Consider the following 13,611-nt stretch of genomic DNA (forward strand, 5'->3'; position numbering starts at 1 on the left):
GATTCTCCTGATACCTGTTATAAGCTGCTTGCGTTGATATAGCTGGCCTTAGATAGGCGCAACATAAAAAACGTCAATGGGCTTACCGATTCCTTATCAGGGCAGTACCAGCGACGGATCGATCGGTTTGGCGATATCTGTGGACGGCGTATAGCGGATCTCGAAATGCAGTTGCGGCTTATCCACAGCGCCGGTGCGCCCGAGCGTGCCGATGGTTTCGCCCTGTGCCACCTTCTGGCCGGTTTTCACCTTGATGGAAGCCATATGCAGATAGCCGCTGTAGAAGCCATCATCATGCTTGATGTAGATGGTGTTACCAAGTTCCTTCATCTGGTCTCCGACATAGATGACCGATCCGGCCGCCGTTGAGACAACCGTTGCGCCTTCCGGCCCGCCGATATTGATACCGTCATTGCGCACATTGGTAGCCAACTGACCGAAGGGTACTAGAATCTGCCCCTTATAGGGCCAGATAAACCGCCCCTTACCCAGTCTGACGATCTCGGCCTGATTGGGGAAGGCGCCGGAGACGGCGGGTTTAGGGGCCTGGGCCGGAGCTGGCGTGACCGGTTTCGGTGCCGCAGGCGGTGTCACTGTGGTCGTGGTCGTCGTGGTGGTGGTCGTTGCCGGAGCCGTGGGTGTCACGACGGGCTTGGGCTGAGCCGCGGGCGTTGCCGGTTTAGCAGCGGGCGTAGCGGCAGCGGCCTTCTGAACCTTAACCAGCGCCTTACCCGTGGCCCGCTCTTCGACACCCTTATCGACAGCCGTAGCGGGCAGCAGAATTTTCTGCCCCGGACGGGTTACGGAATCAGCCGACAGACCATTCAACTGATAGATATTACGGATAGGAACGCCGAACCGACGCGACACGCCAAACAGGGTGTCGCCCGCTTGAAGTGAATAGATATAGCCGTCCTGAACCGACTGCGTGGTCGCGGCGGTCGGTGGCGGAGGCGGAGGCGGTGGAGTCTGGGTGGTTGAGGGTGGCGGCGGCAGATTGGTGGAGGTAATCGCCCCCTGACTGCCTGTGCCTGTAACGGCTGGCCCCTGATCGGATACCTGAGGCACACTGGCCTCAGGGGCGGTTGGCATGGGGATAGGCTGCGTCGAGGCCGGGCGGTCTTCCATATAAACCGGATATTGCGGTTTCACCGTCCTGTTAGTGGTGCAGCCCATAAGGCACAGCGCACTCACCAGACCAATGCCGCCTGCGATCCACTGCCCTGACCGTGGCTTTACGGTTTGAATTTCACGGGTCACGGCGCGCATCAATATATCTCCCGACACAAAAGGCTTAACGGTTCATTCACGATACTTATGTGCCAATTATGGATAACGAAAGGTTATCAAGGGCGGCAATCGACCGGCTGATGGGGGATTATAATCAAAAAAATTAGTCCGCTTTGCATCCATAGCCCTGACGGCGGACATTAAGTTACAGGAGGGGGCACGAACGTGTCCCCATAAATCAGAGGACAAATTATGGAAAACCTGTTTCATGCCTATTGGTGGCTGATTTTTCCAGTACTCGGTATGCCGCTGGGCATGGGCATGGGCTACTGGGCCATCTATAATCAGCGCAAAGTCAAGACTGAAACCATCAAACTGATCCAGACCTATCTGGAACAGGGCAAGGAACCGCCACCGGAATTGCTGGCGACGCTGAATGACATGCCCAAGGGCGGCAAGGACAGTCTGACAACCATTGCCGTCTTCAGCGCCCTGAGCGCCGCCTTCGGTTATTTCAGCTTTAACGGCGGCGGGCCTCTGTTCATGGCGCTGGCCATCGGCTTTGGCGTCGGTGCGGTCATTGCCCTGATTTCAGCCATCATCAAACACAAGCAGGGTAAGGGCTGATTTAATGTCCGATGCCCGCCTAGACAGGGCACGCAAAGGCTCGTCACAGGCCTTTGCGCAACTGGTGTCCGAACACCAGCAGGCGGTGCGATTGTTCCTCAGACGGCTGGTATCTGTCCCCGAAGATGCCGACGATCTGGCTCAGGAAAGCTTCGTCACCGCCTGGCAGAAACTGGACGCCCTTGAGCAAGGCGTCTCTTTTCGTACATTTGTCTGTGGCATTGCCTACCGCAAGGCGCTGAATGCGCGCCGCCAGCGGATGCGCCACAGCACCCGCGACACGCAATGGCACGACCTGCAACCCGACCGGACACGCCCTGAGCATGAGACCCGTTTATCATTAGAGGTCGCCCTGAAACAATTGCCGCTCGATCAGCGGGCGGCGGTGTGCCTGTGTGTCGCAGAAAACCATAGCCATGCCGAAGCTGCCGCCATTCTGGGGCTTCCCATCGGCACCGTAAAATCGCATATTAAGCGTGGCCGCTCGCACCTGTGCCAGTTACTCGGAGTACCTGACCATGAGCAATGATCCCCTGAAAGCCCTGTTTGAAGCTGATGCCACGCGCCGTCCCGCCGTACCGGCTCATGATCCGGTTTTCCAGATGCGTGTGCTTGAGGCTGTGTCCCGAAAGCATTACCGTCAGCAGCAGGTCCGGCTGGCCCTGAGCTGCGGATTGTTCACCCTCATACTTGGGTTGCTGGCGCCCTATCTGGCGGAAGGTTTCGCGCATATCGCCCCGCAGCAGGGCCTGATGGTGACCGCCATTCTGATCACCTTGCCGTCGTTTATCCTGCTGTTCCGTAAGGGCCTGAAACTTTAGGCCTCCTTGGCGACACCGGCGATCAGCGGCACAAAGCGTACCTCGCCCAGGTCTTCGGTCAGGTAACTATCATCTTTGCGGGTATAACGCAGCAGGCGTTGCACGGAACCGCGCCCCTGAGGCCCGACCATGATGCCGTTGTTTTTTAGCTGCGCCAGCAGAGGCAGAGGTTCTTCGGGCAGGGCGGCGGTGACCAGAATACGGTCGAACGGTGCCTGTTCCGGCCAGCCTTCCCAGCCGTCGCCAAAGCGATAGATAATGTTTTCCAGCATCAGGCGTTTGTGGCGCGTTTCGGCCTCAACCATCAAAGAGCGATAACGTTCAATGGTGTACACATAGCGCACCAGCCGCGACAGAATCGCCGTCTGGTAGCCTGAGCCAGTGCCGATTTCCAGAACGCGATGCCGCCCCTCAAGCTTGAGGGCCTGCGTCATCAGGGCAACGATATAGGGCTGGGAAATCGTCTGGCCACAGTTGATGGGAATGGCGGAATCTTCCCACGACCGGTCGAGAAACAGGTCGGGCACGAACAGGTCACGCGGCGTATATTCCAACGCATGCAACAGGCGCTCATCGGCAATGCCCTGCGCCTTAAGGCTGGTCAGCAAGCGCTCAATGCGGGTTTGCGGGGCTTCGTCCGCACTTTCATCAATCCCAGCACTCTTATCAATCATTGACAGACTCCGATCTGACGACCTTTTTCGGTACCGCGCCCCCTAATACCCCTTTGAACGAATTAAGCGTTTCATAATGGGTCAGGTCAAGATGCAAAGGTGTGACCGAGATTCGGTTTTCGGCAACGGCCTTAAGGTCAGTACCGTCAAGCAGCTGGTTTTCCTGCGCTTCAAAATCAAGCCAGTAATAGTCACGGCCGCGCGGATCGACGCGTTTGACGGCATGAAGTTCGTGCAGGTCACGAAACCCCTGACGGGTCAGTTCAACACCGGCCACCACATCGTCATCACAGTCGGGAAAGTTAATGTTGAAGATGATGTTTTTATGCCAACCCTTTGACAACAGGGCGCTGATGACCGGCGCGCCATGGTGGCGTGACGCTTCCCACTGGGCTTCGATGTCCATATCGAAATCCAGACACTGCGACAGGGCGATAGACGGGACACCAAGGCTCATGCCCTGTAAAGCGCCGGCGACGGTTCCCGAAAGGGTCACATCCTGCGCCAGATTGAACCCGCGATTAACGCCCGACAGCACCAGATCAGGCGGCGACGGCAGGAGGTCATTGACCGCAATCTGAACGCAGTCGGTCGGTGTGCCATTGACCGCAAAGGTCTTTTCGTCGCGGCGAATGGCGCGCAACGGATCGTGCAGGGTGATCCCCCTTCCCTTGCCCGACTGTTCGTACAGCGGCGCGCAGGTCCAGACGTCATCGCTTAGGGCGCGGGCGATTTCATGCAGCACCTTCAGGCCATAGGCGTCGATACCGTCGTCGTTGGTCAGAAGGATACGCATGCTACAGTCTCCGGCTTATCCGATGTGTGTCAGGCCGCCCATATAGGGTTGCAGGACGGACGGAATGGCAATGCGGCCGTTTTCGTCCTGATAGTTTTCCATGATGGCCACCAGCGTCCGGCCAACCGCCAGACCGGAGCCATTAAGCGTATGGGCAAAGCGTGTGCCTTTTTCGCCGGTTTTGCGGATACGCGCATCCATGCGACGGGCCTGAAAATCACCGCAGTTCGAGACGCTGGAGATTTCGCGATAGGTATCCTGCGACGGCAACCACACCTCAAGGTCAAAAGTTTTACGCGCGCCAAAGCCCATATCACCGGTGCAGAGCAGCATAGTACGGAACGGCAGTTCCAGTTTTTTCAGGATGGTTTCGGCATTATCGACCATGCGATCATGTTCGGCAGCGGATTGTTCCGGCGTGGTGATCGACACCAGTTCAACCTTCTGGAACTGATGCTGGCGGATCATACCCTTGGTGTCACGGCCAGCAGAGCCTGCCTCAGCGCGGAAGCAGTTGGTCAGGGCCGTCAGACGCAGCGGCAGTTCTTCTTCGGACGTGATGGCTTCGCGTACGAGGTTGGTAAGTGACACTTCGGCGGTCGGGATGAGGTAGTGTTCAACCGTTGTCTTGAACAGGTCTTCTTCAAACTTAGGCAATTGCCCAGTCCCGTACAGCGCATGATCGCGCACCAGAACCGGCGGATTGACTTCCAGATAGCCATGCTCAGAAGTCTGAACGTCAAGCATCCATTGACCAATGGCGCGTTCCAGACGGGCCAGCTGCCCCTTAAGGACGACGAACCGCGCACCGGAAATTTTTGCGGCAGCTTCAAAATCCATCATTGATCCGAAGGCGGCTTTCAGCGTCTCACCGAGATCGGCATGATCCTTGGGGGCAAAGGCCAGCTTTGTCGGCGCGCCATGAGTGCGCACTTCGACATTACCGGCTTCGTCTTCGCCTTGCGGGACCTCTTCAAACGGCAGGTTTGGCAGAGACGCCAGCAGGTCGCGCAAGTTCACATCGGCTGTGCGTTCGTCTTCCTGCGCCGCTGCGATACCGCCCTTAAGGGCCTCAACCTCAGCCATTAGTTCCGAGGCACGGGCCTCATCCTTTTGTGCCTTGGCCTTGCCGATTTCACCCGACAGCTTTTTTAGTTGGGCCTGATTGGTTTCAAACGCCGTCTTGGCGGCACGCAAGGCCTTATCAAGCGACAGAAGCTGTTCGACATCAGCGGTCGCGGATGTGCGGCCACGCGATTCCCAGCCCTTGATGTAGGTTTCAGGTGTTTCGCGGAGGGCTTTGATATCGTGCATGTCTGTTCTCTGAAAATATTGCCCCTCCCCCCCCTTCGGGGTCCCCCCTCCCCGTAACACAGGGAGGGATGAGGAGCCATGTTTATGCCTCCCCGTTTACGAGGAAGGGGGCATTGAGCGCAAGCGAAATGACGGAAGGGGGAAGCCCCCGTCCTAGTCCGCGCGACGCGATTCGATGATCTTCACGCACCAGATCGAAATTTCGTACAGAAGTACAATCGGGATCGCCAGCATCAACTGCGAAATCGGGTCTGGGGGCGTGACGATGGCGGCCACAATCACAATGCCCAGAATCGCATAACGGCGGCCTTCGCGCAGCAATTGCGAGGTGACCATGCCCGACAAGCCCAAAAGCGTCAGTACCACTGGCAACTGAAAACACAGGCCAAAGGCCAGCATCAGGGTGGTGACCAGAGAGAGATATTCTGACACCTTAGGCATCAGTTGCACCGACACACCGGCATCACCGAAAATCTGCTGGTTCAGGGAGAACCACAGAACCATTGGCAAAATGACATAATAGACAAGCAAGGCCCCGATCAGAAACAGCACCGGTGCCGCAATCAGGAACGGTACAAAGGCGTTGCGTTCGCGCTTATAGAGGCCCGGCGCGACGAAGCGATAGACCTGCCAGGCGAGCATAGGGAAGCTGAGGATTACCGCACCGAAACCGGCCATTTTCAGCTTGGTGAACAGGAACTCAAGCGGTGCCGTATAGATCAGCGACAATTCGCCGGGCGTACCGGCTTCTTTCATGCCCAGCAGCACGAAAATAAGGTCGAATGGCCCCGCACCGTGCCCACCACTTTCCTTTTGCGCCGCCAGAATACGGCTGGCGACCTCAAAAGGGTGCAGCAGGAACAGATAGATCGGCTCGGCCAACGCAAAACACAGGATGAAGGCCAGAATAAAGGCCACGACCATCCAGATGAGGCGCGAACGCAGCTCAATCAGGTGATCCATTAAAGGCGCACGGGACGATTCGATATCAGCTTCATCCGGATCGAAGTCAGGATCGGCGGGCACAATATCCTTAGTCATTTGTCACCTTCGCGCCCGTTGTTTTTTTAGGCGACGCTTTTTTGGGGGTCGCTTTTTTTGCTGCCGCCTTGGCGGGCGGCGCATCAGCCGCTACGGCTTTTTTACGCGGTGCCCGTTTTGGCTTCGCAGGTGCGCCGGCTTCGGACTGGGCCTCAGATTGGGCCTGAAGAGCGGCGGCCTTAGGCGACAGGATCGGCTTATCGAGCATCGGGTCATCATCAATCACTGCCGGACGGCCCAGATCCTCTTCGTCAGGAGACGGGACGTCCTTGGCGGCACTGTAGGACGGGCCTACGGGTTTGATGTTTTGATCGATCTCGGTTTCAATCTTGCGCATATCCTCGCGGATATCATCAAGCACCGGCGATACGGACTGACCGGAACGCAGGGCTTCGACCTCTTTGCGCAGGTCATCAAGCTCAGACTGGCGGGCCATGTCTTCGAAGCTGGTGCGAAATTCATCGGCCATAGAGCGCATTTTGGCCACGAAGCGACCGATCTGCCGCATAAGCTTTGGCAAATCCTTAGGCCCCACGACAATGAGCGCCACAATCGCAATTAGTATAAGCTCAGAGCCGCCTATTCCGGGAAGCATTCCATCCGGCCTTTGACACAAAGAAGGTAAGGACAAACGCGCCGCACAGTCTAACGGTGCAGCGCGATGTTTTCAGATCAGGTTACGACAAAGCCAGAAGGCTTATTTGTCGTCCTTGTCGGCGACGATTTTCGCGTCTTTTTTCTCGGCTTCCGGTTCGTCTTTCAGACCGTCCTTGAACGCCCGAATCCCTTTGGCGGCATCGCCCATCAGACCGGAAAGCTTGCCACGGCCACCGAACAGCAACAGGGCGACGACGGCCACAATTGCCCAGTGCCAGATGCTAAAGCTACCCATATTAACGTCTCCTACTCACTTGATTGCCCCTCTTATAGGCGTAGTTTAACCACACTTCAAAGCAAAATTGGGACCTATTCTCTAAGAGGGTATCACGCATCCATTTTGTCGTGGACTTCAGGACTTGCCTTCAATGGCGCTGTCGAAGAAATCCTGTGCAAACTCGACCTGTTCCATGTCATCCTGATCAATGGGGTCTTCGGCTTCACGCGTGCCTGACGGGTCGGGAATCACGAAATCGGACGGCACATTAAGATCAAGCAGCCCTGCCGCCCGCATATCCGCAGCCCCCGGCAGGTCCGTGAGGCTCGGTAATGAGAAGGTTTCAAGAAAATGTTCAGTGGTGCCATAGGTGACCGGACGCCCCGGTGACCGCCTGCGCCCCCTCAGGCGTATGAGGTTCATCTCAAGCAGCACATCCAGCGTGCCGCGCGACAGCCCTACGCCGCGCACATTTTCGACCTCGGCGCGGGTCACGGGCTGGTGATAGGCGATAATGGCAAGGGTTTCGAGCGCGGCCTTGGACAGCTTGCGCGGTTCTTCGCGTTCCTCAACCATCAGGTAGCCGAGGTCAGGCGCGGTGCGAAACTGCCATTTGTCGGCAATGATCTCAAGCGTCACGCCGCGACCGGCATAGCGGCCTTTTAACGCCGCCAGCGCCTTACCGACGTCGGCGCCTTCGGGCAGGCGACGTTGCAGGTCTGCGGCCGAAAGCGGGCCTGCGGCAGCAAACAGCAGGGCTTCGACGGCGCGTTCGGTCAGGTCAGTCATGGCCGCTCCGTTTTTTGGCGCATATAAAGTTCTTCGAAGGTGCCGAATTGCTGAAGCTGTAACAGGCCTTCCTTGGTCAGTTCCAGAGACGCCGACAGGGTCGAGGCGACAAATGACGCCCGTCTGGGGCCATGTTCGGAAACCGGCTGAGGCGCAATATTTTCAAGCAAGGTCCAGTCTTTTAACTCCGGCAGTACGTCGCGCAGGTGATCACGCGCCTCCTCAAGGGGGTAGGCTTCGGTGCGCATACCGGGGTCATAGTGCCGGTCGATCTCTTTCTTGCGCTGGGTGACATAGGCGCTCATCAGCTCAAAAAGCGACACCTCAAGTTTTGAGGACGGAAGAATGATCGTCGCCTCAGGGTCGCCACGGGCAAAGACATCGCGCTTAAGCTGGGGCCGAGAGGTGATACTGTCCACCGCCTTACGGATCGCCTCAAGTTTCTGAAGGCGATAGGCCAGCGCCGCCGCCAGTTCTTCGGGGGCGGCTTCTTCGGTTTGCGGGCGTTCAGGTTTGGGCAGGAGGAGGCGCGATTTGAGGTAGGCAAGCCATGAGGCCATGACCAGATAATCCGCCGCCAGCGAAAACCGCAGCTTTCGCGCCTCATGGATAAAGGCCAGATACTGCTCTGCCAGACGGGTGATGGAGATTTTCAGCAGATCGACCTTCTGCTGACGTGCGAGAACCAGCAGCACGTGCAGCGGGCCTTCGTAGCCATCGAGATCGAGTACCAGCGCTTCTTCGGCCTCGATCTCCTCAGGGCTATCGGCAGCGAAATCAAGCCGTTGCTGGAAAACCTCGTTTTCCAGCCCCAGACTGAGTGACTCCGCGCCGCGTCTTGGGGCCACGACCGGTTACACCCCTACATATTCCGTCGGGTCGTTATAGTCTTCGTAGTCTTCGCGCACGACCGGCGGCTTTGAGTTCAACGCATAGTTCAGGCGCGTCCGTGCCTCATCGACATTGAGCGGCTCAACCACCGGCACGTAACGGGCAAAAGCCGCTTCGGCACGGGCCAGCGCCTTGCCCTTAAGGACGGGCGCATTGGCCACGATGGCGCGCATTTCCTCAAGATTGCCGTTGCAATGCAGAAGGACGTCACAACCGGCGCGTAAAGCCGCTTTGGTGCGGGCCGCCATAGCGCCGCTTAAGGCCCCCATGGACAGGTCATCACTCATCAAGAGGCCGTGGAAACCGATTTTGTTACGGATCAGGTCGATCACCTTACGCGAGGTGGTCGCCGGATTGCGCTTGTCGATGGCCGTATAGACGACGTGCGCCGTCATGGCCAAAGGCATGTCGGCATTGACGCGAAACGGATAGAAATCCGTTTCCTCAAGTTCTTTCAGCGAAGCAGAGACAACCGGCAGTTCATGGTGCGAATCGGCCAGCGCCCGTCCGTGTCCAGGAATGTGCTTGATGACCGGCAGGACACCGCCCGCCAGCAAGCCTTCGGCAGCGGCGCGGCCATTGACGGCGACGGATTGCGGCGTCAGGCCATAGGCACGGTCACCGATAATGTCGTGCGCCCCCGGCTGCGGCACATCAAGCACCGGCACGCAATCGACATTGATCCCCAGCGCCTTAAGGTCATGCGCCATAAGACGCGCACCCAGACGGACATATTCGCGTTGCTCATAGGCATTGCCGCTAACGGCCTCAAAACGCGCAGCGGGCGGATAATCCTGCCAGTGCGGCGGCTTTAGGCGCTGAACGCGTCCGCCTTCCTGATCGATCAGGAACAGGACATGGTCATGGCCTGCGGCGGCCTTAAGGTCACGAATAAGGGCGCGCACCTGTTCGGGCGTATCAATATTACGCTTGAACAGAATGAAGCCCAAAGGCTTATGCGCCGCGAAAAAGGCCGCTTCCTCAGAGGTCAGTTCAAGGCCTGCGCAACCGAAGATATAGGCACCGATACGATGTTTGTTGTTAAATCCCAGCATTTATCTAACGAAGCAGCTCTTTCCGGCTGATTTCAGCACATTACAGAATTCCGACGCCTTTTCCTTTGAGGCAAAGCCGGCGAACGATGTCCGGTACAAAACCGTGCCGTCGCGCTCAATGCGTTCAACGGACTTGGCTGTCCCGTTGAGGAATAAACCATAGTTTGACGCAATAGCGTTATATTCACGGTCAGCAATTTCGCGTGATCCGAACGCGCCGATCTGAACGGCCGCTGAGCCTGAAGCTGCCGGTTTCGGCGTTGCCGCAGAGGCATTGACCACGGGCGGGGTGGCGGGCTTTGCCGCGGGCGCCGCAGCCGAGGGCGTGGTCGTCTGGGCCGGAGGCGTTGCCGTTGCGGAGCTTTCGGAGGTTAGCGGGCCTTTGATCGGAGCCACCGGTGCCGGGGCTTCGTTGATCACTTCACGCGGCTTTGGCTGTTCGGCCCCTTCGGCAAAAGTCGGGTTCTCGGTACCGAGCGCCGGATCAAGCAGGTCTTCGTCGCTTAAGGGCTTGGCGTCTTCGACACCGGCATCCTTATAGTCGCCGACCGGCGTACCGACCTCGGCCACCTTGCGGCTGTTGAGGCCGGAATTGTAGAACAGCACCACCGCCAGCAGCAGCACCACCAGTACGATGCCTGAGGCAATCAGTGTGATCGGCGTCTGGTCGCGCGAGGCCTGACGACGGGTCTCATAACTCAGGTGATCTTCCGTCGGGGGCGAATAGGTGCCGCGGTCACGGTCGCGCTCGTTGTCTTCCATCAGACGTGTCCTTCATTCCGGTGCTTCGCAGTGCGCGAATCACCCGCATACAATCAATCCATTTTGTCATCGCTGTGGCCTTAGAAGAAGCCACATTCCGACGCTAACCCATATCCGGCACTTAATTAACTATAGCCGACGCATGGCATAAAGACCTTCCCTGTTCTTTTCAACCATAACCGGCTTATCAAAAAGCGCCGTCATGTTTTCAGAGGTCAACACCTCCGCCTTGGGGCCGGTCAGAAAGATGCGCCCACCCTTCATAAGGACAATATTATCAATTTCCGGCAGGATTTCTTCAAGGTGATGCGTGACCATAACCACCGTTGCATCGATGAGCGTATGTTTGAGATAGTCGAGAAAATCTGACTGCGCGGCTATATCAAGCCCTAGTGACGGCTCATCGAGCAGAAACAGCTTTGGTTTCAGCACAATGGCGCGCGCAATCAGCACCTTGCGCAATTGCCCCGTAGAGAGTTCACGGATGGAGCGATCCCGCATATCGGCGATTTGCATCAACTCAAGCGCCGACTGCGTATGGACGCGCATATCCGCCGTCAGGGCCTCCGGTTTATAGAAACCATAGGTACCAAAATGGGCGGAGATGACGGCATCGAAGACGCTCAGGCCGCCGGTTTCCAGCAGGTAATCGGCAAATTTCATCGACACGAGCGCGATCTGCTGTCGGATATCGCCCTGCGTCCAGTGATCTTCGCCACAAAAGAGATTAACCGGCGGGCTGTCCTTACGCATCATCGGATAGATATCGCGCATCAGAAGCCGGATAAGGGTCGACTTGCCTGACCCGTTTGGCCCGATAATCGCCGTGTGGCCGAAGGGCGCAATTTGTAGATTGATGTTCAGCAATAAAGGCTGCGAGCGGATCACATCGCAATTACGGATATCAACAAGACACTTATACATTACGCTGTTTCCGGTACTGACTACCGCGCCTGTAGTACATGAAAAGCGGGTCGTATATCCGGAAAATTTACGCCACCAGCACAGCACCGGAGCAGCGCACACCATTTACCTGCGCGTCCACCGTCCCCAGCCCGACGCCTAACAGGCCCAGTAACTGATTGATTAGCGGGTCAAGCACGGTAGCGACATTCCCGAGAACGCCCCCCAGGATCGACGTGACCGCCCCCAGATCCACGCCCGCCACATTCAGGCTCATGCGTTGCACCAAAGACGAGGCCACCGAATTTACGGCATCATTGGTTTTGGCGGTTTTGGTTTTCTGGCTGGCAATATCCGCCGCCGTATAGGTCAGTTTCTGCCAGTTCTCGCCGCCCAGCTTGATTTCGGATTTTGCCGTCACCGTAATGCCTGCCAGATTGACCAGTGTGGCCGATGACACCGGCAACTCCTTTTTGAAATCTTTCAGGTCGTTCAGATTGATCTTACCGATCATAACGCGGCCAATCGAAGGCTTAAGGTCAAGCGTCACGCTGCGGTCTGCCGGATTGGCGGCGCAGCCAATATCAGACAGCTTCGCTTCGGCGGAGGCCAGTTCCACCAGAATGGGCAAGGTTACAAGATCAGCCTTGGGCTTAGGCCCGCCCAGCAAACCGCCCAAAAGCCCGCCCAGAAGATTATTGAGACTGTTCAGCCCCCCCGCCTCTTTGGTTGATGCCTCAATGTAAAGACGGGTTTGCGCTGTTCTGAGGATGGGATTGCCTTTGTTGGTAACAGTAATCCACGGCGAATTATTGGGTCGTTCGCCTATCGCCAGATATGTCTTTACAGATGCCAGCCCCGGCACAGCGGCCCCGACATCGAGTTCCACATGACGGTTTTTGTTGGCCAGAGCCAGCATGGCGTTCAGCACATCGTCTGACTTCACCGTGACCGCCTGATCCGGCGCTCCGGCAAAGCTGTCCTGAGGGCCATAGGCACCGATATCAATCAGTTCATTGAGCTTAATTTTGGTGTCCTTGATATTGGTCGCGGCGATGGCCCTGATCGGCCCCTTTGCATTGACCGACACCTGATCGGCCAGAACGGATAAGGCCTTGCCCATGGTGATTTCGGATTTCAGCACATCATTATAATCCGCCGCCGTCAGATCAAGTTCGGTATGCAGGGCATCAACATAACGCAGCAGGTCAACATCTGCGGCGGCAAGCGCATTATAATCCATCACGCTCAGGGACACATTCGAGCCGGTAAGTCCGCTCAGGAGGCCATTGACCACACCCCCGTTCAGATTGAGCAGGCCCGTACCGATGCTAAAGGCCGCCAGCCGTGTCTGTGTGGCGACCGCGGTGCGCTCAATAGTCATGCTGGGGCGTCCGAGCAGCACTTGAGCGAAAAACAGAGGCGTTTCGCCGCGCAGCGTCACACGGGCGGAATTGGCGGGTAAGGTCTGTGTCGCCGTCACAAAACGGGCCTGACTATTGGTGCTTAGGGTCACATCATAGTGACCGGTCTGTGCAAGCGTGTTTAAGGGGCCAACGGATTCCGGCCAGCCATTGGCCTTTACCGTCGCCAGAGCCGCTGACTGAGCGTTAGGCAAGTCTGCAGCCGCAGACAGGGCCGCCAGATCAGCTATGCCCTGAAGCTTGCGACTTTGCAGAAACACATGCCCCATATCGATCGCCAGCGCCGCCAGTGCAATGACAAGCGTCATGGTCATGGCCGTAATCACCATGACAGCGCCGCGCTGATTCTGGCTGAAAGTCTGTAGCGACGCCTTGACAATACGGGGGCCGCGACGGGAGCCACGGGACAT

Annotated in this window: 16 protein-coding genes; 3 read left to right on the forward strand and 13 right to left on the reverse strand. The window is 57.3% G+C overall.

The window, feature by feature from the left end:
• Window positions 1-96 precede the first annotated feature (96 nt).
• Window positions 97-1,269 (reverse strand): M23 family metallopeptidase, encoded by a 1,173-nt coding sequence (locus E5201_RS09125; RefSeq protein WP_140985720.1) that lies wholly within the window; start codon window positions 1,267-1,269, stop codon window positions 97-99.
• A gap of 213 nt (window positions 1,270-1,482) precedes the next feature.
• Between E5201_RS09125 and E5201_RS09130 the strand changes: the two genes are divergently transcribed.
• Genes E5201_RS09130 through E5201_RS09140 form a run of 3 tightly spaced genes read left to right on the forward strand, consistent with a single transcriptional unit; the run spans window position 1,483 to window position 2,678 of the window.
• Entirely contained in the window at window positions 1,483-1,857 is a 375-nt protein-coding gene (locus E5201_RS09130) for a hypothetical protein (protein ID WP_140985721.1), read from the forward strand.
• A gap of 4 nt (window positions 1,858-1,861) precedes the next feature.
• Window positions 1,862-2,386 carry an RNA polymerase sigma factor gene (locus E5201_RS09135; protein WP_140985722.1) on the forward strand — a complete coding sequence of 175 codons (525 nt, stop codon included), beginning with the start codon at window positions 1,862-1,864 and terminating at the stop codon, window positions 2,384-2,386.
• A complete protein-coding gene (locus tag E5201_RS09140) occupies window positions 2,376-2,678 on the forward strand; it encodes a hypothetical protein (protein ID WP_140985723.1) in 303 nt (100 codons plus the stop codon). The genes E5201_RS09135 and E5201_RS09140 overlap by 11 nt, the downstream gene beginning before the upstream one ends.
• Here the strand turns inward: E5201_RS09140 and E5201_RS09145 are convergent.
• The 12 genes from E5201_RS09145 to E5201_RS09200 form a co-directional block, all read right to left on the reverse strand.
• Entirely contained in the window at window positions 2,675-3,352 is a 678-nt protein-coding gene (locus E5201_RS09145) for a protein-L-isoaspartate(D-aspartate) O-methyltransferase (protein ID WP_140985724.1), read from the reverse strand. The genes E5201_RS09140 and E5201_RS09145 overlap by 4 nt on opposite strands.
• Window positions 3,345-4,148, reverse strand: a complete 804-nt coding sequence (gene surE / locus E5201_RS09150; protein ID WP_140985725.1) for a 5'/3'-nucleotidase SurE — start codon at window positions 4,146-4,148, stop codon at window positions 3,345-3,347. The genes E5201_RS09145 and surE overlap by 8 nt, the downstream gene beginning before the upstream one ends.
• A gap of 15 nt (window positions 4,149-4,163) precedes the next feature.
• Window positions 4,164-5,462, reverse strand: a complete 1,299-nt coding sequence (serS, locus tag E5201_RS09155; RefSeq protein WP_140985726.1) for a serine--tRNA ligase — start codon at window positions 5,460-5,462, stop codon at window positions 4,164-4,166.
• 153 nt (window positions 5,463-5,615) lie between these two features.
• Entirely contained in the window at window positions 5,616-6,503 is an 888-nt protein-coding gene (tatC, locus tag E5201_RS09160; RefSeq protein WP_140985727.1) for a twin-arginine translocase subunit TatC, read from the reverse strand.
• On the reverse strand, window positions 6,496-7,098 hold the full coding sequence (tatB, locus tag E5201_RS15075) for a Sec-independent protein translocase protein TatB (RefSeq protein ID WP_140985728.1): 603 nt from the start codon (window positions 7,096-7,098) through the stop codon (window positions 6,496-6,498). The genes tatC and tatB overlap by 8 nt, the downstream gene beginning before the upstream one ends.
• A 102-nt stretch (window positions 7,099-7,200) precedes the next feature.
• Complete coding sequence (locus tag E5201_RS09170; RefSeq protein WP_140985729.1) at window positions 7,201-7,395, reverse strand: twin-arginine translocase TatA/TatE family subunit; 195 nt, start codon at window positions 7,393-7,395, stop codon at window positions 7,201-7,203.
• A gap of 117 nt (window positions 7,396-7,512) precedes the next feature.
• Complete coding sequence (scpB, locus tag E5201_RS09175) at window positions 7,513-8,166, reverse strand: SMC-Scp complex subunit ScpB (RefSeq protein WP_140985730.1); 654 nt, start codon at window positions 8,164-8,166, stop codon at window positions 7,513-7,515.
• On the reverse strand, window positions 8,163-9,014 hold the full coding sequence (locus E5201_RS09180; protein ID WP_246050521.1) for a segregation and condensation protein A: 852 nt from the start codon (window positions 9,012-9,014) through the stop codon (window positions 8,163-8,165). The genes scpB and E5201_RS09180 overlap by 4 nt, the downstream gene beginning before the upstream one ends.
• A 6-nt stretch (window positions 9,015-9,020) precedes the next feature.
• Window positions 9,021-10,112 (reverse strand): beta-N-acetylhexosaminidase, encoded by a 1,092-nt coding sequence (nagZ, locus tag E5201_RS09185; protein WP_140985731.1) that lies wholly within the window; start codon window positions 10,110-10,112, stop codon window positions 9,021-9,023.
• Complete coding sequence (locus tag E5201_RS09190) at window positions 10,113-10,874, reverse strand: SPOR domain-containing protein (RefSeq protein ID WP_140985732.1); 762 nt, start codon at window positions 10,872-10,874, stop codon at window positions 10,113-10,115.
• Between the two features lie 129 nt (window positions 10,875-11,003).
• Complete coding sequence (locus E5201_RS09195) at window positions 11,004-11,798, reverse strand: ABC transporter ATP-binding protein (RefSeq protein WP_181404580.1); 795 nt, start codon at window positions 11,796-11,798, stop codon at window positions 11,004-11,006.
• Between the two features lie 67 nt (window positions 11,799-11,865).
• Window positions 11,866-13,611 carry a pilus assembly protein TadG-related protein gene (locus tag E5201_RS09200; RefSeq protein ID WP_181404581.1) on the reverse strand — a complete coding sequence of 582 codons (1,746 nt, stop codon included), beginning with the start codon at window positions 13,609-13,611 and terminating at the stop codon, window positions 11,866-11,868.

It is taken from the genome of Asticcacaulis tiandongensis (genome assembly GCF_006475605.1).
Classification (GTDB): Bacteria; Pseudomonadota; Alphaproteobacteria; order Caulobacterales; family Caulobacteraceae; genus Asticcacaulis; species Asticcacaulis tiandongensis.